The sequence below is a fragment of the Leptothoe sp. ISB3NOV94-8A genome, assembly GCF_043421595.1.
GTDB classification, from domain to species: domain Bacteria; phylum Cyanobacteriota; class Cyanobacteriia; order Phormidesmidales; family Phormidesmidaceae; genus Leptothoe; species Leptothoe turfae.
The window spans coordinates 6,534,278-6,555,399 of the sequence record NZ_JAXSQW010000001.1 but is presented as its reverse complement, the minus strand read 5'-3'; the positions used below and the strand labels follow the sequence as shown (position 1 = coordinate 6,555,399).

27 protein-coding genes are annotated in these 21,122 nt (G+C 47.6%); 14 read left to right on the top strand and 13 right to left on the bottom strand.

The genetic code is table 11. From position 1 onward, the window contains the following. Positions 1 to 36: 36 nt before the first annotated feature. Positions 37 to 375 carry a hypothetical protein gene (locus SPB21_RS28200; RefSeq protein ID WP_006518245.1) on the bottom strand — a complete coding sequence of 113 codons (339 nt, stop codon included), beginning with the start codon at positions 373 to 375 and terminating at the stop codon, positions 37 to 39. Between the two features lie 928 nt (positions 376 to 1,303). Between SPB21_RS28200 and SPB21_RS28195 the strand changes: the two genes are divergently transcribed. Beyond that, the gene (locus SPB21_RS28195) at positions 1,304 to 1,708 is read left to right on the top strand and encodes a hypothetical protein (RefSeq protein ID WP_163660576.1); all 405 of its coding nucleotides are present in this window, start codon (positions 1,304 to 1,306) and stop codon (positions 1,706 to 1,708) included. Positions 1,709 to 1,876: 168 nt separating this feature from the next. On the opposite strand, the gene SPB21_RS28190 is transcribed toward SPB21_RS28195, so the two are convergent. Continuing rightward, positions 1,877 to 2,158, bottom strand: coding sequence for a hypothetical protein (locus tag SPB21_RS28190; protein ID WP_499868340.1), 282 nt, complete (start codon positions 2,156 to 2,158; stop codon positions 1,877 to 1,879). Here SPB21_RS28190 and SPB21_RS28185 point away from each other — a divergent pair. Continuing rightward, positions 2,151 to 2,582, top strand: coding sequence for a GNAT family N-acetyltransferase (locus tag SPB21_RS28185; protein ID WP_163703030.1), 432 nt, complete (start codon positions 2,151 to 2,153; stop codon positions 2,580 to 2,582). The genes SPB21_RS28190 and SPB21_RS28185 overlap by 8 nt on opposite strands. Here the strand turns inward: SPB21_RS28185 and msrP are convergent. Further along, positions 2,579 to 3,562 (bottom strand): protein-methionine-sulfoxide reductase catalytic subunit MsrP, encoded by a 984-nt coding sequence (msrP, locus tag SPB21_RS28180; protein WP_163703709.1) that lies wholly within the window; start codon positions 3,560 to 3,562, stop codon positions 2,579 to 2,581. The genes SPB21_RS28185 and msrP overlap by 4 nt on opposite strands. A gap of 158 nt (positions 3,563 to 3,720) precedes the next feature. Here msrP and bchI point away from each other — a divergent pair, with 158 nt between their 5' ends. Both bchI and ruvC read left to right on the top strand, forming a co-directional pair. Next, positions 3,721 to 4,800: a magnesium chelatase ATPase subunit I gene (gene bchI / locus SPB21_RS28175; RefSeq protein WP_348917922.1), complete on the top strand. Its 1,080-nt coding sequence runs from the start codon at positions 3,721 to 3,723 to the stop codon at positions 4,798 to 4,800. Next, positions 4,801 to 5,295, top strand: coding sequence for a crossover junction endodeoxyribonuclease RuvC (gene ruvC / locus SPB21_RS28170; protein ID WP_163663357.1), 495 nt, complete (start codon positions 4,801 to 4,803; stop codon positions 5,293 to 5,295). A 96-nt stretch (positions 5,296 to 5,391) separates the two neighbouring features. Here the strand turns inward: ruvC and SPB21_RS28165 are convergent, their stop codons facing one another. Continuing rightward, positions 5,392 to 6,600, bottom strand: coding sequence for an argininosuccinate synthase (locus SPB21_RS28165; RefSeq protein ID WP_499868338.1), 1,209 nt, complete (start codon positions 6,598 to 6,600; stop codon positions 5,392 to 5,394). 197 nt (positions 6,601 to 6,797) lie between these two features. On the opposite strand from SPB21_RS28165, the gene SPB21_RS28160 reads away from it, so the two are divergent. Both SPB21_RS28160 and SPB21_RS28155 read left to right on the top strand, forming a co-directional pair. Then, entirely contained in the window at positions 6,798 to 7,724 is a 927-nt protein-coding gene (locus tag SPB21_RS28160) for a glycosyltransferase family 2 protein (RefSeq protein WP_499868337.1), read from the top strand. Between the two features lie 322 nt (positions 7,725 to 8,046). Beyond that, complete coding sequence (locus SPB21_RS28155; RefSeq protein ID WP_163663363.1) at positions 8,047 to 8,634, top strand: protein kinase family protein; 588 nt, start codon at positions 8,047 to 8,049, stop codon at positions 8,632 to 8,634. 52 nt (positions 8,635 to 8,686) lie between these two features. Here the strand turns inward: SPB21_RS28155 and SPB21_RS28150 are convergent, their stop codons facing one another. The 3 genes from SPB21_RS28150 to map all read right to left on the bottom strand — a co-directional run bounded on the left by SPB21_RS28150 (position 8,687) and on the right by map (position 11,154). Further along, a complete protein-coding gene (locus tag SPB21_RS28150) occupies positions 8,687 to 9,433 on the bottom strand; it encodes an SDR family NAD(P)-dependent oxidoreductase (RefSeq protein WP_163663365.1) in 747 nt (248 codons plus the stop codon). A 324-nt stretch (positions 9,434 to 9,757) separates the two neighbouring features. Continuing rightward, a complete protein-coding gene (locus SPB21_RS28145; RefSeq protein WP_250564900.1) occupies positions 9,758 to 10,300 on the bottom strand; it encodes a hypothetical protein in 543 nt (180 codons plus the stop codon). A 35-nt stretch (positions 10,301 to 10,335) separates the two neighbouring features. Beyond that, positions 10,336 to 11,154, bottom strand: a complete 819-nt coding sequence (gene map / locus SPB21_RS28140; protein WP_284681703.1) for a type I methionyl aminopeptidase — start codon at positions 11,152 to 11,154, stop codon at positions 10,336 to 10,338. 192 nt (positions 11,155 to 11,346) lie between these two features. Here map and SPB21_RS28135 point away from each other — a divergent pair, with 192 nt between their 5' ends. Continuing rightward, a complete protein-coding gene (locus tag SPB21_RS28135) occupies positions 11,347 to 11,667 on the top strand; it encodes a hypothetical protein (protein WP_499868336.1) in 321 nt (106 codons plus the stop codon). A gap of 10 nt (positions 11,668 to 11,677) precedes the next feature. On the opposite strand, the gene SPB21_RS28130 is transcribed toward SPB21_RS28135, so the two are convergent. Then, complete coding sequence (locus SPB21_RS28130) at positions 11,678 to 12,469, bottom strand: SDR family NAD(P)-dependent oxidoreductase (RefSeq protein ID WP_163703025.1); 792 nt, start codon at positions 12,467 to 12,469, stop codon at positions 11,678 to 11,680. Between the two features lie 262 nt (positions 12,470 to 12,731). Here SPB21_RS28130 and SPB21_RS28125 point away from each other — a divergent pair, with 262 nt between their 5' ends. The 5 genes from SPB21_RS28125 to SPB21_RS28105 all read left to right on the top strand — a co-directional run bounded on the left by SPB21_RS28125 (position 12,732) and on the right by SPB21_RS28105 (position 16,381). Further along, positions 12,732 to 13,169 carry an Hsp20/alpha crystallin family protein gene (locus tag SPB21_RS28125; protein WP_163703024.1) on the top strand — a complete coding sequence of 146 codons (438 nt, stop codon included), beginning with the start codon at positions 12,732 to 12,734 and terminating at the stop codon, positions 13,167 to 13,169. A gap of 284 nt (positions 13,170 to 13,453) precedes the next feature. Beyond that, positions 13,454 to 14,905: a BCD family MFS transporter gene (locus SPB21_RS28120; RefSeq protein ID WP_499868334.1), complete on the top strand. Its 1,452-nt coding sequence runs from the start codon at positions 13,454 to 13,456 to the stop codon at positions 14,903 to 14,905. Between the two features lie 4 nt (positions 14,906 to 14,909). Beyond that, positions 14,910 to 15,719 (top strand): inositol monophosphatase family protein, encoded by an 810-nt coding sequence (locus tag SPB21_RS28115; RefSeq protein ID WP_499868332.1) that lies wholly within the window; start codon positions 14,910 to 14,912, stop codon positions 15,717 to 15,719. A gap of 57 nt (positions 15,720 to 15,776) precedes the next feature. Continuing rightward, positions 15,777 to 16,115, top strand: coding sequence for a nucleotidyltransferase family protein (locus tag SPB21_RS28110; protein WP_163663377.1), 339 nt, complete (start codon positions 15,777 to 15,779; stop codon positions 16,113 to 16,115). Beyond that, entirely contained in the window at positions 16,112 to 16,381 is a 270-nt protein-coding gene (locus SPB21_RS28105) for a HEPN domain-containing protein (protein ID WP_499868331.1), read from the top strand. The genes SPB21_RS28110 and SPB21_RS28105 overlap by 4 nt, the downstream gene beginning before the upstream one ends. Positions 16,382 to 16,764: 383 nt before the next feature. Here SPB21_RS28105 and SPB21_RS28100 read toward each other — a convergent pair whose 3' ends face one another. After that, positions 16,765 to 17,238 carry a MarR family winged helix-turn-helix transcriptional regulator gene (locus SPB21_RS28100; protein WP_499868329.1) on the bottom strand — a complete coding sequence of 158 codons (474 nt, stop codon included), beginning with the start codon at positions 17,236 to 17,238 and terminating at the stop codon, positions 16,765 to 16,767. A 197-nt stretch (positions 17,239 to 17,435) separates the two neighbouring features. On the opposite strand from SPB21_RS28100, the gene SPB21_RS28095 reads away from it, so the two are divergent. After that, complete coding sequence (locus tag SPB21_RS28095; protein ID WP_163663383.1) at positions 17,436 to 17,678, top strand: hexameric tyrosine-coordinated heme protein; 243 nt, start codon at positions 17,436 to 17,438, stop codon at positions 17,676 to 17,678. A gap of 127 nt (positions 17,679 to 17,805) precedes the next feature. Here the strand turns inward: SPB21_RS28095 and purQ are convergent, their stop codons facing one another. Together purQ and purS are read right to left on the bottom strand one after the other, a co-directional pair. Then, a complete protein-coding gene (gene purQ, locus SPB21_RS28090) occupies positions 17,806 to 18,504 on the bottom strand; it encodes a phosphoribosylformylglycinamidine synthase subunit PurQ (protein ID WP_163663385.1) in 699 nt (232 codons plus the stop codon). 93 nt (positions 18,505 to 18,597) lie between these two features. Then, the gene (gene purS, locus SPB21_RS28085; protein ID WP_006518270.1) at positions 18,598 to 18,864 is read right to left on the bottom strand and encodes a phosphoribosylformylglycinamidine synthase subunit PurS; all 267 of its coding nucleotides are present in this window, start codon (positions 18,862 to 18,864) and stop codon (positions 18,598 to 18,600) included. Between the two features lie 120 nt (positions 18,865 to 18,984). On the opposite strand from purS, the gene SPB21_RS28080 reads away from it, so the two are divergent. Further along, positions 18,985 to 19,374, top strand: coding sequence for a Fur family transcriptional regulator (locus SPB21_RS28080; protein WP_163663387.1), 390 nt, complete (start codon positions 18,985 to 18,987; stop codon positions 19,372 to 19,374). A gap of 83 nt (positions 19,375 to 19,457) precedes the next feature. On the opposite strand, the gene SPB21_RS28075 is transcribed toward SPB21_RS28080, so the two are convergent. Beyond that, positions 19,458 to 20,414, bottom strand: a complete 957-nt coding sequence (locus tag SPB21_RS28075; RefSeq protein WP_490794593.1) for an SPFH domain-containing protein — start codon at positions 20,412 to 20,414, stop codon at positions 19,458 to 19,460. Positions 20,415 to 20,489: 75 nt separating this feature from the next. Next, on the bottom strand, positions 20,490 to 20,867 hold the full coding sequence (locus SPB21_RS28070) for an NfeD family protein (protein ID WP_250566025.1): 378 nt from the start codon (positions 20,865 to 20,867) through the stop codon (positions 20,490 to 20,492). Between the last annotated feature and the right edge of the window lie 255 nt (positions 20,868 to 21,122).

Below are 21,122 nucleotides of genomic sequence, written 5' to 3'. Positions count from 1 at the left end.
AGTCCTACCAAGAATTTTTGCCACAAAACCGCTACTCTAGTCTATTTCCAAGCTATCGACACTTAATGGCACTAATTCATGATCCGTTGTAAACGCCATCCACATCTCCTCTTCAGGCTCAATGGTGACTCCAGTTAGGGCACAGCGCTCACGACGTTGCGCTTCGGCAGCCATAATGGCACGAATTTGCTGACGCTGTATCTGAAAGCCAGGATCATCAGAATGTTGACGCACATAATCCCACAGCACCTCGCGTACCAGTGACTGATACCCACGACTGCCTGCCAGGGTTTTGAGCTTATCAATCAGCTCCCGCTCGAAACGGATGCTAGTGACTTGCATATCAGTAGTGGGCAGCTTGGTATTCAGGCTCATTAATCGTTTTTAGGAATTATATAGAATGGACACTTACATACTACAGTTGTAGTACAAAAAGTTCGAAACCGTAAGTCTGAGTTTACATCCCCTATGGAATTTTTTTCTGTACTGGTTTAAGGCAAACGCCATAAGATCCCAATGTACTTCTACTACAGTAGCGTTCAGCTCCATGCCTCTAGCCAGTACTAGGACAGGTTACAAACTGGTTGTTCGATTGCTTTAATCTTAAAGAACATTTGCAGAATTGACTCATTTTAATAGGCCATTTCACGTATCGCTCTCGAATTTTGACAGATGTGACAAATCGTACATATCAAGAGTTTTTTCTCTGGGTAAAGGCCAATCAAAAAGATTGTTCTCAATAACCATCAAAGCTAATTAAATCAAAGCAAACCGTTCTTAAAAAGATCAGCTAGAATTGCGAAATCAGCAACATACTGCCTGTGTATAATATGTGTCACATATCTAGGCAATCTTTAGGAAATTGCCCATGAATATTTGCAACGGTGCAAGCATCAATAACCACAGGTAATTTAGGTCCCCCCAACCTAATCCGCCCAAAATTCTAAAGACATTTGACATTTTGCTGCCTGAAAGCATTAGCCAGGTGAGCAGATGCCCCCCCATAGCTTATTTCCACAATGTGCAGAAATACTTACTGTCACGCCTAAGCCAACTGAGTAAGCTAGATATACAGGATGATCGTCCTAAGCTCATAGTTAAGATACCCCTAAATCCATGTTTAGCGATGTAATTCAAATAAGAAACCAAACCTTTAATAAGGGGATCTAATAAAGTTCAATCGTTATCGATCTATAACCATAACGAAACAGTAGCATTTTGATAGCTGCATTTTGAACGCGTTGGTCAACCTCAACGTAACTATTGATTAATTTAATTTGTTCATTAGCTGACAGGGATCGCCATGACTACTAATCGGCAAGGACCTTACCTCGTTGGGGATAATAAAAAGCAGTCCTATTCTGGGCGTTTACATCAGCGTCTAGATGAGGCGATGCAAGAAGGCACTGAAGTTCAGGTTCGCCTTCCTTGGGGGGGGTTAAGTGGTGTTCCTGTATACCTGGACGATACCTGTGTTGAAATCGTTTATGTTCATGTATACGAGCCTGATGAAGACGATGAGCCCGACGACGAAGTCTCTCGCCGAACCGTTTGGCTAGTGCGTCTGGAAGAGATCAGTGCCGTCTCATTTGTCAGTGAAAGCTGGTCGAAAGAACGTTTGGAAAAGTTATTCATTCCAGACAAGAAGGAAGATGCCTCCTCAGCTCAAGATGTAAGTACTGAAGAATCAACCGACTCAATCGACTAAATTATTACCATTGCTTATCCTCGGGAGGATTTGATCTGCAAGATATGAGGGCTAAGGTAATTTTGCTAGATCAACTCATCCCTAAATCAGCAATGATATTTAATTCTTGTCACATGAAAACAATTAGTGGGTAAGCCAGTGACTGATCACTCACTAATTGTTTTTTATTCAGAACACAAATTTCTTGATAACCCAATCCTTTGCGCGTCTAATTGCTTTACTTCGGCTATAGGCCTTGGGTACAGCTACCGCACTGCCTGTAGCATAGTCAACCCAGGCTGTATAAATCGTTGCTCCCAGATAGGTGCCACGGGTAATTTGGATCGTCACACCGCGATAGGGAAAGGAAAAAACAGGATTGATATAGTCGGGGTCAGCAATATGCATAATATGGCAAAGTGACCGTGGCACTCGTTTTTTATAACCCAATTCAGCCCTCTCTATGGCCATCGAAATTGTCCGTTGCGAACTTTCGGCCTACGATTCTGCCATTCGTACCATCCGCGAAACCGTATTTGTAGCTGAGCAAGGTGTACCTGTAGAACTTGAGATGGATGACCGTGACCCCATTGCCAAGCATGTACTGGCCTTGGTTGACGGCTGCCCTGCAGGCACAGCCCGCCTAGACATCCGTCATGATGGAAAAATTGGTCGCCTAGCCGTATTACCTAGCTTTCGACGTCGAGGACTGGGACGGCGAATCATGGAAGAAATCGAATCTATTGGTCGCGACCATCAGCTATCCCAACTATGGTGCCATGCACAGAAAATGGCAGTCCCGTTTTATCAATCCCTGGGCTATGACATTACGAGTCCTGAGTTTTTAGAAGCTGGCATTGTTCATTGCAAAATGAGCAAAACTTTCCCCACCTAGGCATAAAGGTCAGCTACATAGTCACCATAGCCGTTGTAAATCAACGTATCCTGCTTTTCCCAATCCCATGCTTCGCCTGCACCCACCAAGCGTTCTCGTTTCTGTGACCAGCGGGGATGAGGGACGTCAGGCTCAACATTAGCCTCAAATTTGTATTCGTTGGGAGAAATTGTATTCCAATAGGTGGCTGGTTGCTCTGCTAGGAACTCGATTTTGACAATGGATTTAGCGCCTTTAAAGCCATACTTCCAGGGCACCACCATACGAATCGGAGCACCGTGCTGTTTGGGCATGGTGCGACCGTAGATACCCACAGCAAAAAAGGCTAGGTCATTGGCCATTTCCTCAATGCGTAACCCCTCGTGATAAGGCCAAGGTAAGTTTGAGAACGATATTGAGGGACCTTCGGTAATGTTCTCGTCATAGAACGATTCAAAGCGCACAAATTTGGCATCTGATGTCGGTTCTACATCTTCTAAAACTTTACGCATGGGAAACCCTAACCAGGGAACCACCATGGCCCACGCTTCAACACAGCGAAATCGATAGATGCGTTCTTCTAGAGGAAACCTATTATAGAGATCGTCTAGATCATAGGTTTTAGGGTTTTTGACTAACCCTGAAACCTCCAGTTTCCAGGGATCTGTGGGCAGTCTTTGGGCATTCGACCAGATATTCTTAGTAAGGCCAAATTCATAAAAGTTGTTGTAACGACTGGCAAATAATTGGTTAGTCACCGAACGCCCAGCATCTGCAAATACCGAATTCGTTGTGAAATTACTGAGGGGGTCACCAAACGTGCTGGCTAGTTCCTCGGTCCCTTGTGCAGTTAAGGGGCGACCGGTACAGCTCGTAGCCGCAATCCCCAGCCCCACACCAGCCAAGTTCTTTAGAAAGCGACGACGGTTTAGGTAAGCAGCTTTTGACGTTGCGAATTTTTCAGGCAATTGCCAGTTGGGACGAATGTGGATAAAGCTCATGACTTCGGCGAACAGAGAACGTGACAAATGCAGCTGCTGATAGATTAACGTATGCACCTGAGGCCTAAATGAGCAGAAACTGAATGACAGCAGTAGGCGAACCGCACTGTGGCACAATAAAACCTAGTCGTTAAATAACCCTGCATTTAAGAAGCCCTGTGAGTACTGCTACCTCTACCCGGCGCGCCGTTTTTCCCTTTACTGCGGTAATCGGCCAAGAAGATATGAAACTGGCCCTGATCTTGAATGTCATTGACCCTAAGATCGGCGGGGTGATGATCATGGGTGATCGCGGTACTGGCAAGTCCACGACAATCCGTGCCTTGGCAGACCTGCTGCCTGAGATCAGTGTGGTAGAGAACGATCCGTTTAACCGTGAGCCTCAAGATCCTGAGGTTAAGCGTGAGTACGAAGGTCAGTCTATTCCAGAAGGAACCATGAAAGTACCCATGGTGGACCTTCCCCTGGGTGCAACTGAAGACCGTGTATGCGGCACTATTGACATTGAAAAAGCACTATCTGAGGGTGTTAAAGCTTTTGAACCTGGTCTGCTGGCTAAAGCTAATCGCGGCTTACTATATGTAGATGAGGTCAATTTATTAGATGACCACCTGGTAGACGTACTGCTAGACTCTGCTGCATCAGGACGTAACACCGTAGAACGTGAGGGTATTTCCATTCGTCACCCCGCCCAGTTTGTATTGATTGGCTCGGGTAATCCTGAGGAAGGTGAACTTCGCCCTCAGCTGCTGGACCGATTTGGCATGCACGCTGAAATTCGTACCGTGAAGGACCCCGTCCAGCGCGTTCAGATTGTGGAACAGCGCTCTGAATTCGACCAAGACCCCGACGCATTTTTGGCTAAGTACGATGCTGAGCAGAAGGCTTTGCAGGACAAAATCGTTAGTGCACAACAACGACTCAAGGATGTCACCATTGACAAAGAGTATAAATTGCAAGTGTCTCAAGTATGCTCTGAGCTAGATGTGGATGGCCTGCGAGGCGATATTGTATCTAACCGGGCAGCGAAGGCGCTTGCCGCTTACGAAGGCCGCACTGAAGTAACCCTTGACGATATCCAAACAGTGATTGCCCTTTGCCTGCGCCATCGTCTGCGCAAAGATCCGCTGGAGTCCATCGACTCGGGATACAAGGTGGAGAAAACCTTTGGTAATGTCTTTGGCGTTACTATCCCTGATCCGTCTACCAATGGTCGTACTCCCGTAGGTGCTCGATAAATGCGCAAACGAATCCTAGGACTGGACCCTGGTTTAGCCATTTTAGGATTCGGCATTCTTGAATATGATCCAGCAACCACCCGAGATCTGAAACCAGATCTCGCAGTGGTCGATTTTGGTATTATCGAAACCCCAGCAGGGACCGAGGTCGGTTCACGGTTGTGTACGATTTACGAAGATCTCAACAGTTTGATTGAGACTTATCATCCCGATTCTGTTTCCATTGAAAAATTGTTTTTTTATCGCATGGGCAACACAATTTTGGTAGCCCAGGCGAGAGGTGTTGTCATGTTGGTGTTAGCCCAGCATAAATTACCTTTTGTGGAGTTTACCCCAGCCCAAATTAAGCAGTCTCTTACAGGTTATGGCAACGCTGATAAACAAGATGTACAGGAAGCTGTCAAGCGAGAATTAAAACTTGAGAAGATTCCCCGTCCAGATGATGCTGCTGATGCATTGGCCGTTGCAATGACGGGTTGGTTTAATTTAGGTTGAAGCAACAATATTCCAAAATATTGGGGATGTTAAATATTAGGGGATATTTAAGACAGTGGGGCATCCACCAAGGAATGCCCCGGCAAAATTTGGGTATTATGAGGATGAGCGTATTTTCTCTGACCAAATACGGGTGGGTAGACCCCAAACGTAGATAAAGCCTTCGGCGGCTTTGTGATCAAACTGGTCATCTGCGCCGTAGGTGGCTAGTTCCTCAGTGTAGAGAGCGTTAGTGGATTTACGTCCCACGATGGTGGCATTGCCTTTGAAGAGTTTTAGACGAACGGTGCCAGAAACTTGCTCTTGGGTTTTGTCGATAAAGGCATCAAGAGCTGCCTTAAGGGGACTGAACCAGAGACCATTGTAGACAAGCTCGCTGTAGGTTTGTTCAATGCCACGCTTATATTGAGTGACATCGGCCAGCAGGGTGAGACTTTCAAGATCGCGGTGGGCAGCAAGTAGGGTAATCAGAGCCGGGGTTTCGTAGATTTCGCGAGATTTGATACCCACCAGCCGGTTTTCGAGCAGATCAAGACGACCAATGCCGTGATTGCCTGCAATATCGTTGAGCTGGCTAATCAGATCCACCGGGCTCAGGCTGTTGTCGTTGATGCCGACAGGAATCCCTTTTTCAAAGTTAATTTCAATGTACTCGGGTTCGGCGGGGGTATCGGCAATGGCCTTAGTCAGGGTATACACTTCTTCCGGGGGTTCGGCCCACGGATCTTCGAGGATACCGGCTTCAATGCTGCGGCCTAGCAGGTTGCGATCAATGCTGTAAGGGGAAGACTTTTTGACTGGGAAGGTGAGGCCAAACTTCTCTCCGTAGGCGATGGCTTCTTCACGACTCATGCCCCATTCGCGGGCAGGAGCCAGAACTTTGAGGTTGGGATTGAGGGCCGCGATCGCAACGTCAAACCGTACCTGGTCATTACCTTTACCTGTGCACCCATGGGCCACTGCATCCGCCCCATATTTTTCCGCAGCAGCTACCAGTTCCTTGGCAATGAGTGGTCGGGCCAGGGACGTTGACAGCGGATAGCGATCCTCATAGAGGGCATTGGCCTTAATTGCCGGAAAGGCATAGTCCGTCACAAATGTTTCGGTCACATTGGCCACTAGCGACTCCTTCACGCCCGCATCCTGTGCCTTTTTCTGAATTGGGCCGAGTTCTTCACCCTGACCTAGATCCGCCGCCAGAGTAATGACCTCTTTGACGCCAAATTCATTTTTCAAGTAGGGAATGCACACAGTCGTGTCCACACCGCCAGAATAGGCTAGTACAACCCGTTCAGCCCGACCCATAGTTTTAACCCAAAAATAAAATCACAGCCACTTATTATTGCAGTTTAAGAAGGCTCAAGGTATCTAGATTCTTGATGTTTGCGATTAAATCGTGACACGCCAATTATTACGGACAGGAGCGAGAAGGCCGACACACTTGCCTGAGATAGTCTAACCAGACCGTTATCATAGAGGGCAATGCCCCTAATCATGTATCCATGTATTTCAGTGTTGTTATTCCCACATACAACCGCAGACCCATCCTAGAAAAATGCCTGCGGGCCATGGAACACCAGATAGTTCGCCCCAATACACAAATCAAAGGGTATGAAATCGTGGTGGTGGATGATGGCTCCACTGATGGCACCGTTGAGTGGTTACGGTCTGAACAATTTCCCCATGTCACACTCTACGAGCAAAACCACAGGGGCGCTGCCGTTGCCCGTAACCTGGGAGTGGAGAAGGCCATCGGCGACACCATCATTTTTATCGACAGTGATTTAGTGGTGCTCGATGGCTTTTTACAGCACCATGCCGATGCCCTAACCAAGCATTACACCAGCCAGGGCAATGACCGCGTATTTACCTATGGGCGAGTGGTGAATACCTGCAATTTTGACGAACCTACGTCAGAACCCTTTAAGGTGACGGACTATTCCCAAGCCTTTTTTGCAACAGGGAATGTTGCGATCGCAAAACATTGGCTCACTGAAGCAGGATTATTTGATACCCAGTTCACCCAATATGGCTGGGAAGACTTAGAACTAGGCGTACGCCTCAAAAACTTAGGGCTAAAGCTAGTCAAATGCCCGGAAGCCGTAGGGTATCACTGGCATCCACCCTTCAGCCTGGACGATTTACCCCGACTCATTGATGTAGAAATCCAGCGGGCACGCATGGGCGTCGTGTTTTATCAAAAACACCCCACCCTGGACGTGCGTATGATGATTCAAATGACCTGGTTACATCGGTTGCTATGGGGCCTGCTTTCCCTGGGTGGTCTGCTGAACGAACGCACACTCAAACCTTTATTGCAGTGGCTGATTGACCAAGGACGTCCTCAGCTTTCCCTAGAAGTCGCCCGCATTTTTCTGAACTGGTATAACGTCAACGCTGTCTATGCGGCCTATCGAGAGCAGCCATAGCGCGCAGGCGTACCCCTATGGGTGAGGCTTTACTAACTTAAATTTATCTATTATTTAGATAGGCATCGTATATAAAGCCTACTTAAGCTTAACCTAGGTTCCGTAGACGCACGGTGAAACTGACACAAGCTACGTATTCATACGCTACCAGGAAAGCTATACACGTCGTACACTTTGACAACTCAATTTTTTGGCTTGATTTTATAATCCTTTTGAGGATTCTGTACCCACAGATACACCAGTCTTCATCCGTAGTAGCTAGGTTGATATGAAAATCAAAATATTAAAAAACGTATAGCGACCATCTCTAACTGCTCTTATTATGAATTCTGACAACGTTCAACTATTTCGTATGCTAATTGAAGCCGGGGCCCAACCGGGGGAGGATTTCTCCTATGACCTCAGTCAAGGAACTTGTCACATTAACGAGCGCGGCTTTATTTTGCTGCAAACTGCATTTCCCGATATTAACTGGCATGAAATCTCTAACGTCATTGAACGGGATTTAGATAGTCCTGTGCAAAGACTGAATCAACATCTCGGCGTTGATTTTCTAGCGACCCTCCTACAAAAACTGCAAAAGCGGCTAGAACAACTCCCCACGAACGAAGCCGCTTGGTATATGCATCAAGTTCTCGGTGGAATAGAACAGCGCACCGGAATTGCCCTCTACCAAATCATCCAACGGGATCTTCCACCAGCAATATGTCAGCAGTTGGATCAGCTACTCAAGCTTACCCCCCTCACTCCCTGCAATCTGTGGATAGAAGATCTGGTCATTGCTGCAGGGGGTGCCGCCCAAGACATTGATTATGAGGGAGGCGACGTTTTACTAAGTGAGGCTGGTGTTGAGCTGCTTACACAAGTATGGACAGGGGAATTAGAAGTTCAAGATGATCTGGCTGCTTAGTAGCAGACTTGATGGATATTTCCAACGACTGCTCTCAAACCTTCTGAAAAAACTATGTCCATTGCGGGTAGTCGGCATCCACTATAACCATTGCGCCCGTAATATCTACAGAAGCATCACATGCCAGATATAGAGTTGCTCGGGCGATGGCTCGGGCAGCATCTTTATCGCGTTTAGCCATGTGAAATACCCTATGGGCAAGGGCAGTCTGATAACTCGATAGGGTCGCTCCACTGACGGCCACATGGGGCCAAATTAAATTAACTCGCACTCCTGACTGAGTAGTGCCGTCGGCAATGTCACGGGTCATTGCCATCATCCAACCCCGGCTTATGCCCTCTACAACATGCATTCCTTTATGGGGATAGGGCACAATGTTGATAATCGAACCCGTGGCCGAACGCTGCAAAAATGGCAAAGCATACTGGCTGAACAGAAAGGCTCCTTGCAAACTTAGGCCAACGATATGCTCCCATGATTCTGTAGTGAGATCTAGAACAGAGGCTTCATTCCCTAAGAGGCTAAAACTAGCGTTATTACACAAAATATCAATACGACCAAATGTAGCGATCGCATCTTTAATGACGGTTTCCACATCATTGGACACAGCCACATCCACTAGACAAAATCTCGCCTTAGCGCCTTGTTGTTCTAAACGATGAACCAGTTTGTCACCATGGGCTTTATTGATGCCACAAAGAACTAATCTAGCCCCATGACGTGCCAACAAGCTGGCCATTCGACGCCCTACTCGACAGTCTCCTGATGTAATGAGAGCAACGCGGTTTTTCAGCAACATTATTAACCCCGTGTCCTGGCCAGTTAAAAAGATTCTATGCTTTGAAATCTTAAGGCATTATAGGGTGGTTAATTTGTAAGAAAAGAGAACTTAAAATGTAACAAAGAGATTCTTTGTAAAAAAGAAAAAAGAGATTTTCTAGCAACAGTTCCTATGTCAGTACATGAGGCTGTCAGTACATGAGGCCTGAAACAATTGAGGTTGCTCAATATGGCCGATAGTTATCCCACTAGGGGGACTACCCAGCAATAAAGTCCCAGGCTAGGGCTGTGGATGGGAAATGGGTGGTTACTTAGCTGCAAGCGCCTAAGCAACGCTGGGCCTCTAAAAAGCGCAGCCTTTTGGTAGAGGTTCAACAGTCTCTAAGCTGGGTAAAGAATCCTCAACGGGTTGAAAGCCAGACTCCACGCTACCGCCCAGCGCCTGACCACCATAATGACTCTGTAGCCCCCCCATATGCCCTCGAATGACTACCTTTTGATCGGGCTCAATGGCAACAGGTCCACCACTGCGGGTAAACGGCTGCTCATTGACATGACTGTGGGCCAAAATACGTCGATAAATGAGATCGCCTGATTGAGCATCCACCACTTCCCACCAATCAGAATACTGCTCACACCCGGTATCAGCACTGCTAATGGTTACGGCAAATGTGTAGTTGCCTGCTTCACCAGTAACGGCGACTGCGTCTATATCAGCCACAGGGAGACCGCTAGCATCGGTAGGGTTTGTCGAAAGAGGTTCAACCACAGGTTCAGCCACTGTCTCAGGTACAGGAGTCGGTGCAGAGTCTAGCCTACTGGGATCTGGAGATCCCGTACAGGCCAACATCGGCAAAAGTAAAAGTAAATATAAAACTCTATGCATGGGCTTGAGCGTATGAATTGAGGCAGTAACTGTACTTAAACCGCTGCTGCCACAGGTAACTGGGTCAAGATGTCTACCCCTTCTTTAGTCACCACAACTGTGTGTTCAAACTGAGCGGTTAGAGCTCGATCTTTGGTAATGGCAGTCCAGCCATCAGCCAATAATTCAACGTCATAGGTACCCACATTAATCATGGGTTCAATGGTAAATACCATACCGGTTGCCAACTTTTTCCCTTTGCCAGCTGTACCGTAGTGAGGGATTTGAGGTTCTGTATGAAAAATGCGGTGGACGCCGTGCCCGACAAAGTCACGCACCACAGAAAACCCTTCTGCTTCCGCGTAGGTCTGAATGGCAGCCCCGATATCACCAATGCGGGCACCGGGTTTAACGGCTTTGATCCCACGGTACATACTTTCTTGGGTGACCTCCACTAATCGGCGCGCTTGGGGTGAGACATCGCCCACTAAGAAGGTACGGGAGGTATCGCCATGGTAACCGTTCAAAATGGGGGTGACGTCAATGTTGATAATGTCACCGTCTTGCAAAATTTGCTTGGCATTAGGAATACCATGACAAACGACTTCGTTGACGCTGGTACAGATAGACTTGGGAAATGGCTCAACGCCCTCGCCACCAGGGTATCCCAGGGGAGCACTCTTGGCATTATGAGCCTGGGTCCAACGCTCAGCCTCGTCATTAAGTTCCAGGGTGCTAACACCGGGTTTAACCATTGGCTCAAGGTGATCCAATAGACGCGCAGCTAGCTGGCAAGCCTTACGCATCTGTTCAATTTCCCGTTTTGATAGCCGAATGATTCCTTTGAAAGCAGCGTCCACAATAGTTTCGTTCAATGGTTGTCTATCGAATGGGCGTCACCCCACTTACCTCACTCTAGCGCTATTGCCATCCTCTAGCCGCTAGATAATGAAAAATTGATTAAAAATTAGGAGTCATACCTATAGAGAATCAAGGGTTGGGAATTCAGATTTATATTTCAAGGGATGTGATACAAAGGGACGACGTTAAAGCATTGGTAAAGAAGAATGCACTTCTGGGCAATCTGCATTGTCTGTTTATACGTAGGGATCGAACTGTTTAACTGGGTAACCGGGCTACATTGGCTGGCGGATTTTTCACTGCCGATGTCGGTGTTAGCAGGGATAGGGCTTGCGATCGCAAGCAACACCGCCCCCAAACTTATCCAATCGGCTTCAACGACGCTCGCTGCTGACACCAGCAACTCAACGCCACTCGATGCCGCAGAAGCCGAACAGCCCACCACAGCAAAGGCCCCTCCAGCTCAACCCCGTACCCAAGCCGCTCCATCCATCTCGTTTACGATCAATAAAAATATCCGCCCCTAAGAATTACGATCTATACGCTTTCCTTAGGCTCTTGTAACCGCCCAATGGTGTCAGTCACTGCCTGACGGGGCATCAGACGATTGGTAAACACCAATAGACGGTTGAAAATACCATGAACAGCCACCACCTGGTTACGCCCTAAGGCATCATAGCCAAACTGAGCCACATCTGTAGCATTGGGTAGCTTTAGCTGCTTAAAGAACTCTATATCGCCCAGATTGGCCCGAGCTTGAAAGTCAGTACCACGGGTCGGGCCAGGACACAGCACCATGGCCGTCACCCCTGTCCCCTTGACTTCATGGGCTAAGGCCTCAGTAAACGACATGACATAGGACTTACTGGCGTAGTAGGCGGCCATATAGGGACCAGGCTGAAATGCAGCCGTTGATGCCACATTGAGAATTTTGCCGTAGCCCCGCTCCAACATCGGCGGCAAAAACAGCCGTGTCAAATGGGTCAAGGTGACCATATTAAGCTGCAATAGGGCACTGTGTTTAGCCCAATTACAGTCAGCAAAGGGACCATAATCGGCAAAGCCTGCGTTGTTGATTAGAACATCTACTGTCAGACCTTGCTGCTGGACTTGCTCAAATAGCTTCGGTGGGGATTCGGGTTGGCTCAGATCAAAACTGATCACATGGGCCTGCACATTATTGGACTGCGTAAGCTCAGCTTGAATTTGCTGTAGTTTATCGGTGCTGCGAGCCACCAAAATCAGATCGTAGTCGTTCGTGGCAAAAACCTTAGCCAGTTCGTATCCAATTCCACCAGATGCGCCCGTAATTAATGCTGTTTTTGCCATAGGTTTTAGCTCTATTTCTTCTCCACCATAGCCCTAAGATACGGCCAACCGATCCAACTATTAGGGTTCTCTTCACCCCATTCTATTTGGGCAGCAATATCTCTTCGGCAAGCCCTAATTTCGGGTAGGGTTCTCTCCCCTGGGTACAGTCAAAGCATTACGGCATCATAGTGACTGTAAGGCAAGCGAAGAGGTTCAACAGACAGACAACAGTCTCTCTTCTGCTACGACACAACACAATCGAGAACTGAGGAAACAACACATGATCGTACGCTACTGGCAACCTTTTCAAGAAATCGAAACCATCAAACAACAGCTCGATAACATTTTTGAGGATCTCACCCCCACAACAACAGATTGGATTCCCGCCGTTGATCTCGTTGATGCTGGTGATGATTATGTCCTAGAGGTGGTTCTACCGGGCATCAAGGCTGACGATATTAATATCGAAGCCAGCCGCAAGCACATTGCTATTTCAGGTGAGCGTACGGCTACTGAGGTTGGCGATGATCAGCAGATCCTCCGTCGCGAGCGTCGCTATGGTAGCTTCCAGCGTGTAGTCAATCTACCTGTAGCAGTTGATCATGAGCAGGTGAAAGCTGACTACAGCAATGGCATTTTGACAATACATGTCCCTAAAGCTGCCGAAGTTCGTAACCAGGTAGTTAAGGTAAATGTTGCTGACACAGCTGCTGAATAACGTCTTCTAGTTGTATACAGGCGTGTTTAGTTGGGAATACCTAATCACGCCTGACCCATTCTCTATGACTCTTCTCTAACTCTCCTAGTTTGGCTATGCGGCAGGTAATACCTGCCGCTTTTTTTATTGCGATGTTGGTTGCTGGGCAAACATTTTGGCAGGGCACCCACCAGGGGAGCCCCTACGGGGTTATAGATTGGGAACTAAAGGTTACGCGTTAAGGGCTGTTGGCGTTTAAGCTGAGTATTGCGTATTAGTAAATCCTTTGAGCAAAATCGACGGCTATGAGCAGTCCAGATCTGACCAATAGCTATACGGCTTCTGACACCGCTATTCCTAAACTTGGCCTATTCACGATGCTACGGCTGGGCATTTTCAATATGGGGCTTGGCATTATGTCATTGCTCACACTGGGGGTGCTGAATCGCGTCATGATTACTGAGCTGAGTATGCCTCCCTTGATTGCGGCGGGTGCGATCGCAGTCCATCAATTTATGGCCCCAGCCCGTGTATGGATCGGTCAGATGTCCGACTCTAAGCCACTTTTTGGCTACCATCGCAGCGGTTACATATGGTTGGGCATTGTTTCCATGGCGGTGATGGCCTTTGGCGCTGTCCAAATTGTTTGGCAAATTGGTAGTCGCATTGAAACTGCAGGCTGGACTATTGATGTCTATCCTTGGGTTGGCCTACTAGCCTTGATCTTTGCCCTTTATGGTTTGGCCTTAGCCTCTACGTCTACCCCCTTCACAGCGTTATTGGTGGATGTGTCGGATGAGGAAACCCAGTCTAAGCTAGTGGGAATCGGCTGGGGTATGTTGATGGTGGGCATCGTCTCAGGCGTAATCATCACCACCATTGTCCTCGACTCTTTAGGTGAGACCCCCACACTTGATGAACTACGGCGCTCGATTAATCGGTTGTTTGTTATTGCGCCTGCCATTGTCTGTGGGATTGCGATTATTAGTACCTTTGGCATTGAGAAAAAATATTCACGCCTGAAAGAACGCACACGTCAGCGAGACGATCAGATTACGTTTGGAGCGGCTTTAAAGGTTTTAACCGCCAGCCGTCAGACTGGGTTGTTCTTTGTATTTTTGCTCGTACTCAGTCTCAGCCTGTTTATGCAGGATGCCGTCTTGGAGCCCTACGGCGGGCAGATTTTTGGTATGTCAATTGCCGAAACTACCCAGCTCAATGCTTACTTTGGCATGGGTACTCTGTTTGGCATTGTCGCAACTGGCTTTTGGTTGGCTCCTCGACTGGGTAAAAAGCGCACCATTAAATTTGGCTGTTGGTGGGCTGCCTTTTGCTTAATTCTGTTAATTGTCTTTGGTACCACGGGGAATCCTCAACAGCTGATGTTAGGTGTGGGTTTATTTGGCTTGGCTTCTGGGGTTTTAACGACAGGTTCAATCTTGCTGATGTTGGACTTAACCGTAACAGAAGTAGCTGGTACCTTTATTGGTGCTTGGGGGTTAGCCCAGGCCATTGCCCGAGGCACGGCTACAGTGCTAGGTGGCAGCTTACTTTCCTTAGGCAAACGTATTGTTGAAACCATTGCGGGTGGCCCAGTGCCTGAATCGCAGCTGCTGCCTGCCTATGGTTTGGTTTTTGGTACGCAGGCAGTTGGTATGTTAGTTGCGGTAGCCATTGTCAGTCGTGTGAACATTCGCGAGTTTCAGACCACTGCAAAGAGTGCGATCGCAACCGCCCTAGAAAGTGATATGGACTAACCCCATGACCCCAGACTGGCAGCACATTCTCACCATCGCTGAAACTGCAACCACCGTTGTCGGTGCGCAGTTACTCAAAGATTTTGGTAAGGCTACAGCAGAAGAAAAAACCGACGGCAGTCTGGTAACCCAATCAGACAAGTGGGCTGATGGTGAACTGCGGCGACGGTTACAAAAAGAGTTACCAGAGCATGGTGTACTGAGCGAAGAGGGCACCCATATTTTTCCTGAACAGGACTTTTGCTGGATTATTGACCCCATCGATGGCACCACAAACTTCACCCGTGGTGTGCCTCTGTGGGGAATTTCCTTAGGCCTGTTATACAAAGGCACACCAGTTTTTGGCCATGTGTACATTCCAACGCTGGATCAGCAGTTCCATGGGTTCTTTATGGGCACCTCCGGTCTGGAGGGACCCAGTGGTGCGTTTCTCGATGGCGAACCTATCCATACCTCGTCAGACGATGTTGCAGGCAGTCAATTTTTTAGTCTCTGTGCCCGCAGTCTTAAAGTATTGCAAAATCCCTTCCCCTGCAAAATTCGCATGCTGGGCGTAGCCACCTATAACTTACTGACCGTAGCCGCAGGCATTAGCTTAGGGGCAGTGGAAGCCACACCCAAAATTTGGGATATCGCTGCGGTTTGGGCAATTACTCAAGCGGCTGGTGCTATATGGACTCCACTAGAAGAGATGGATATTTTTCCCCTAAAAATAGGTGAAGACTACGGTAGTCGACCATTTCCCACATTACTCAGTGCACGTACTGAACTAGAACACCAGTTTCGTCCTCTAGTTGATGTCATTAGTAAATAGCTTTACTTATGTCATGGCTCCCAAAGAAAGCTTTTGCAAGTAGCTACATTACACACCATGGAAGATGCAAAAACGGTTGCCCCTAAAACTCGGTCTATTGTCTCTAGCCTAAAAAAAGAGTTGACAGATCTTTATCAAAATCGGCTTTTGCAGTTGACACTCTTTGGTTCCCAGGCTCGTGGTGAAGCAAAATCTGATTCAGATATTGATGTATTAGTTGTTCTAAAACCACCTGTCAATGCTGGAGTAGAAATTAAACACACTAGCAAGATGGTTGCTGATCTCTCGCTTCAGCATGATGTAGTGATTAGCTGTGTATTTATGGATGAAGATCGTTATAATACTCGCAACGGTCCTCTTCTACGTAATATTCGCAGAGAAGGCATTGTTATATGACTGATGAGCAACGCGAACTTCTCTTAAAAGCACAGCAAAGTTTAGAGGCTGCTCAACTCCTACTGAGCAAGAACTTTGCCGATTACGCTACATCTCGTGCTTACTACAGTATGTTCTACGTTGCCCAGGCATTTCTAGAAGGTAAAGGAATGGCTTTTTCGAAACATTCAGCTGTTATTGCTGCCTTTGGACGCGAATTTGCTAAAACTCAACAGGTGCCAGTCAAATTCCACCGTTACCTTATCGAAGCACAAGCTCTAAATTGAAACCACCGAACAGGGTGCACAACCCAATTCAGATACTTCCAACTTTCCAGCAAACCCCAATGCGGAGTTAGGCATCAAAATTGCTGAATTCAAGCTCAACAATCTGGCTGGGATGCAATTGCATTATGCAGGAACCGACAATGACAGGGAAGATTCCTGTAATGCTCTGTTTTACTACTATGATCATCAACCACTACGTGATAATCACATCATAATTTCTGCTCAAAACAGCCTCAACATATTTAGAGTTCACTGGTCTGCCCGAACACAAGATGTGAACTACTACGATGACAACAAACCTGAAGCGAGGATAGACATTGAGGCAAATTTTTACTATGACAATAACAGGGTTAAAGACTAGCGCACAATAACCTGCGCCGCTTTTATTCAATAGCACCTGTTTTTAGAGCAGTTTCCAGATTTCGGCGCAGTAGAGACAGCTGATCCTGAAGAGACTCCAGATTTTTCGGTGTCAGACCTGTGGCGTTAATAATGCAGCCAGGAATTTCCAGAACATCTTGCTTGAGTGCTTTTCCTACCTGGGTCAGATAAATGAGCACCTTGCGTTCATCCTTCGGATCCCGCTGTCGGGTGACGTAGCCCATTTTCTCCAACCGCTTTAGCAAAGGCGTTAGTGTATTCGATGCCAAAAACAGCCGTTCGCCCAACTCCTTAACGGTTTGCCCATCTTTTTCCCATAACAACACCATCACAATGTACTGAGGATAAGTAAGCCCAATCTTATCGAGCAATGGCTTATAGGCACGATTCATAGCGTGGTTGGCAGCATAGAGTGCAAAGCATAGGAAATCGTCAAACCGAAGAAATTCATTAGGGTGGGAAATCGAGTCAGCCATAGTTTCTTGTCATAAAGAGCATACAAAGGCTGCCGTACCAGGGGCATCAGCTCTCCCACAATTATAGCAATACACGATCTAATCGCACACGATTGACTTTCTGATGACACTTGCTACAATTAAATCGTGCACGATTTAATACTGTGCGACTTAACGCACACTAAAGTTGTACATTCTGAAAACCAGAGGCAATTACCATGGAAGAAATTACATTGGTTCCGAGTAATTCTTTGATTACTGATACGCCTGAGGAGGGACGGCAGTTAGCTGTTAAAATGGCGCGGCTCATTATTAAAATGACGCAGCCAGATGCAGCCGAGAGAGATAAATTGCGAAATGTCTATGCGTCGGATGCCATGATGCTAATCGCTGTGGGGCAGACCGTTGCGACTGAGTTTGCAACTGTTGCTGCGGCTAACAATTATTGGCAGAAGTCTTAGCAAATATAAATAGCCTGCTCTGAAGATGCCTATGTGTAGAGCAGGCTGTTTGTAAGTATTGAGGCTGGAAGCCTACTTTTGATTATGGTCTAGCAATTTATAGCCTGTTGTGTTGTGGGGATGTCCGCTAAGCGACACTGAGGGCCGATTGTAAGACAGATTCAAACAGGGCTAATCCATCGGTTCCACCGAGTCTAGTATCTGCCGCTCGCTCTGGATGGGGCATCATGCCAAGCACGTTACCGGTTTTGTTACAAATACCAGCAATGTTGTTGAGGGATCCGTTGGGGTTATTGTTGTTGTCAACAGTGCCATCTGAGCTACTGTAGCGGAAAACAACTTGTTGATTATCTTCTAGAGACTTTAGGGTATCTGTATCAGCATAATAACAACCTTCACCATGGGCGATGGGAATCGTCACGACCTGCCCCTGGGTGTAGTTGCTGGTCCAAGTCAGAGCAGTGCGCTCTACTTTTAGAGGAGTGCGATCGCAAATAAACCGCATATCTCGATTCCGCATTAGGGCACCGGGCAACAGTCCCACCTCAGTCAAAATCTGGAAGCCGTTACAAATGCCCAAAACCAAACCGCCTTTATTGGCAAAGTCCACAGCAGACCGCATCGCCGGAGAAAACTGGGCGACAGCACCACATCGCAGATAGTCACCATAGCTAAAGCCACCGGGGATCACCACCACATCTATATCACCTAAATCGCTATCTTCATGCCAGATGCGATGGGTGGGACGCTTAAGAATATCGCGGGTGACGTAAACAACGTCGCGATCACAATTAGAACCGGGAAATGTAATGACACCAAATTTCATGGGACCAAAAATAGGTGGGGAATGGGTTGGGGTATGGGCAGGGGGACTAAATGTTGAATGGTGGGCAGTGTTCACCCTACAGAGTATCGAATATTAGGCGGTCGCCATCGTCTGTAATTCAATCCGATAATTCTCAATCACCGGATTTGCCAAAAGCTGATCACACATGCGATCCAATTGCTCGTTCGCAGCCTCTTCACTATCCGCCGTCAGCGAAACCTCTATATATTTCCCAATGCGAACCTGCGTCACATTGTCATATCCCATGTGCTCTAATCCAGAGCGCACCGCCGTACCCGCCGGGTCCAGCACCGAAGGACGAAGAGTCACATACACTTGAGCCTGATAAGTCTGCGCCACAATGTCAATCCAGAAGTAGACAAATTCAATACTATCGCACCCCTGGTATCACGTCGCCAGCAGGTCTACCCTAAGCACGGTACTACGATCTAAGCTAATAGAATCCATTCCTTAAATCCCATGGCTATTCGTCGGACCCGTAACCAGGAGCGCATCCTGGAAGCACTACAAAATCAGGAGCAAGCCATATCTGCTCAGGATCTGCATGGTGTGATGCGACAAGATGGTAGCCGCATTGGTCTGGCCACCGTTTATCGAGCCCTCGAAGCATTGAAACTAGATGGCACGGTTCAAGTACGGACATTATCTAATGGGGAATCGCTCTACAGTCTGACCCATGAAGATCGTCACCACCTGACCTGCCTCCGCTGTGGTGCATCGCTACCCATCGAAGAGTGTCCAGTCCATGAGCTGGAGAAGCACCTCAACGATTCCCATCATTTCCGCATTTTTTACCACACATTAGAGTTCTTCGGACTCTGCGCTAAATGCCAAGCGGCCTCAGGTTAAGGGGTTCCAGCTAAACTTGGGATCACTAGCTTGCCCATATTGCCCATCTTTTTACTCCCGATCAGTTTGGGGCAGCCTCTAGGCTACTGCTGCTGTAAATCTCCCACAATGGATTTCATGCCTTCTAATGTGGCAGGAATCGCGCGGGGGTCCATAAACATGACTTTACTGCTATCGCTAGCGCCAATTTTGCTACCGACATCTAGATAGCCCTGGGCCAGCAAAAACTGTAGCGCTTCGCGGGCGGCGGGATCGCTTTTTAGTTTTTGAGTTAGCACTTGCACAGCTTCTGCCGTGGCCTGAGCCCGCAGAACACTTTCTTGCCGGTCGGCCTGAGCCTTAAGCACAATGCTCTTTTGCGCTGCTTCTGCTTCCAGAATTGCTGCTTTTTTGCGCGCTTCAGCGGCTAAAACTTCTGCTTCCGCTTGGCCTTGAGCTGCGTTCACCGCTGACTCACGCTCACCTTCCGATGTCAGTACAGCGGCACGTTTGCGGCGTTCGGCAGCCATCTGTAGTTCCATGGAATCTTGCACAGCCTTAGACGGCACAATATCTCGTAGTTCTACACGAGTTACCTTGACGCCCCAGGGATCAGTGGAAATATCCAGCTCCCGCAGCAAGGTCTCATTAATGTCGGCACGGGCAGTAAATGTTTCGTCTAGCTCTAGTTGGCCCATTTCTGCCCGAATTTGGGTAAGCACCAGGTTGACCATGGCCGCTTGTAGATTTTCAACTTTGTAGTAGGCCTTTTCTAAATCGACAATCCGCCAATAAACAACGGCATCTACGCTAATAGAAACGTTGTCGCGGGTAATGCATTGCTGAGGGGGGACATCGAGCACTTTTTCGCGAATGGTTTGCTTATAAACCATCTTGTCGATAAAGGGCACGGTGAAATTTAAGCCAGGCTGGAGCTTTTTGCCGTTATATCGGCCCAGGCTTTCTACTAGGGCTTCATCTCCTTGATTAACAATACGGACTGAGCCAGCGGCCATGGAACCGCCAAGAGCCAACATAATCAGAAGTGCAAATGGGTTCATGATGTGTGTCTTTCTAAAAAATATTTTGGGATATTTTTGTAGGGGCGTCGCAGGCAATGCCCCCTACAACCGTCTCTACAAGAGGGCGCTTTCGGGCATGACAATTAGCGTATTCCCCTGACGACCAACGACAATGACGGTTTGATTGGTCGCGATCGCAACATCTTGATCACTACAGCATGCAGGCCATGAATTCCCCTCATATATCACGCGTCCACTTTGACCTGCTGGGATCGATGTAATCGTTCTTGCTTCTGTTGAATCCATGAGCGCAGGGGGTTGTCGCCGTGGAGAAAACCGTCGCAGTGCCCAGAACAGCAGCATTGAAAGCACCATCCACAGTGCCACCTGCCAGCTAAATGCAATGGGCAGCAGCATCACTAGCACCCCCACGGCAATGGCACTCACCCCTAAAGCAGATTCTAAAAATGCCGTTGGAATCATTAATTCCATGACACAGAGTGCTACGCCAAGCAGAATCCAAAAAATCGCCAAGCTCATTGGTATTTCACGTTTTAGCTATCTCAAGGGTAATCCAGCCAGATCCAGATCGGCAGAGATGTTAAAGAACTCCTCATTGTTAAAGAATTCCTCATTTGAGCGCTTTGCGACTACCATTAACCTAATCTTTTTCCCTTTGTAGTTCTAAACCGCGTCCAGGTTGAAGCCTATGGTTTCTTTAGGTAAAACTTCCAATTCTGGACATGG

Excerpts from the sequence above, each read along its gene's own strand:
- SPB21_RS28200 (WP_006518245.1), bottom strand. The coding sequence starts at position 375 with ATGAGCCTGAATACCAAGCTGCCCACTACTGATATGCAAGTCACTAGC.
- SPB21_RS28195 (WP_163660576.1), top strand. The coding sequence starts at position 1,304 with ATGACTACTAATCGGCAAGGACCTTACCTCGTTGGGGATAATAAAAAG.
- SPB21_RS28185 (WP_163703030.1), top strand. The coding sequence starts at position 2,151 with ATGGCCATCGAAATTGTCCGTTGCGAACTTTCGGCCTACGATTCTGCC.
- SPB21_RS28190 (WP_499868340.1), bottom strand. The coding sequence starts at position 2,158 with ATGGCCATAGAGAGGGCTGAATTGGGTTATAAAAAACGAGTGCCACGG.
- msrP (WP_163703709.1), bottom strand. The coding sequence starts at position 3,562 with ATGAGCTTTATCCACATTCGTCCCAACTGGCAATTGCCTGAAAAATTC.
- ruvC (WP_163663357.1), top strand. The coding sequence starts at position 4,801 with ATGCGCAAACGAATCCTAGGACTGGACCCTGGTTTAGCCATTTTAGGA.
- SPB21_RS28165 (WP_499868338.1), bottom strand. The coding sequence starts at position 6,600 with ATGGGTCGGGCTGAACGGGTTGTACTAGCCTATTCTGGCGGTGTGGAC.
- SPB21_RS28160 (WP_499868337.1), top strand. The coding sequence starts at position 6,798 with ATGTATTTCAGTGTTGTTATTCCCACATACAACCGCAGACCCATCCTA.
- SPB21_RS28155 (WP_163663363.1), top strand. The coding sequence starts at position 8,047 with ATGAATTCTGACAACGTTCAACTATTTCGTATGCTAATTGAAGCCGGG.
- SPB21_RS28150 (WP_163663365.1), bottom strand. The coding sequence starts at position 9,433 with ATGTTGCTGAAAAACCGCGTTGCTCTCATTACATCAGGAGACTGTCGA.
- SPB21_RS28145 (WP_250564900.1), bottom strand. The coding sequence starts at position 10,300 with ATGCATAGAGTTTTATATTTACTTTTACTTTTGCCGATGTTGGCCTGT.
- SPB21_RS28135 (WP_499868336.1), top strand. The coding sequence starts at position 11,347 with ATGCACTTCTGGGCAATCTGCATTGTCTGTTTATACGTAGGGATCGAA.
- SPB21_RS28130 (WP_163703025.1), bottom strand. The coding sequence starts at position 12,469 with ATGGCAAAAACAGCATTAATTACGGGCGCATCTGGTGGAATTGGATAC.
- SPB21_RS28125 (WP_163703024.1), top strand. The coding sequence starts at position 12,732 with ATGATCGTACGCTACTGGCAACCTTTTCAAGAAATCGAAACCATCAAA.
- SPB21_RS28120 (WP_499868334.1), top strand. The coding sequence starts at position 13,454 with ATGAGCAGTCCAGATCTGACCAATAGCTATACGGCTTCTGACACCGCT.
- SPB21_RS28115 (WP_499868332.1), top strand. The coding sequence starts at position 14,910 with ATGACCCCAGACTGGCAGCACATTCTCACCATCGCTGAAACTGCAACC.
- SPB21_RS28110 (WP_163663377.1), top strand. The coding sequence starts at position 15,777 with ATGGAAGATGCAAAAACGGTTGCCCCTAAAACTCGGTCTATTGTCTCT.
- SPB21_RS28105 (WP_499868331.1), top strand. The coding sequence starts at position 16,112 with ATGACTGATGAGCAACGCGAACTTCTCTTAAAAGCACAGCAAAGTTTA.
- SPB21_RS28100 (WP_499868329.1), bottom strand. The coding sequence starts at position 17,238 with ATGGCTGACTCGATTTCCCACCCTAATGAATTTCTTCGGTTTGACGAT.
- SPB21_RS28095 (WP_163663383.1), top strand. The coding sequence starts at position 17,436 with ATGGAAGAAATTACATTGGTTCCGAGTAATTCTTTGATTACTGATACG.
- purQ (WP_163663385.1), bottom strand. The coding sequence starts at position 18,504 with ATGAAATTTGGTGTCATTACATTTCCCGGTTCTAATTGTGATCGCGAC.
- SPB21_RS28080 (WP_163663387.1), top strand. The coding sequence starts at position 18,985 with ATGGCTATTCGTCGGACCCGTAACCAGGAGCGCATCCTGGAAGCACTA.
- SPB21_RS28075 (WP_490794593.1), bottom strand. The coding sequence starts at position 20,414 with ATGAACCCATTTGCACTTCTGATTATGTTGGCTCTTGGCGGTTCCATG.
- SPB21_RS28070 (WP_250566025.1), bottom strand. The coding sequence starts at position 20,867 with ATGGAATTAATGATTCCAACGGCATTTTTAGAATCTGCTTTAGGGGTG.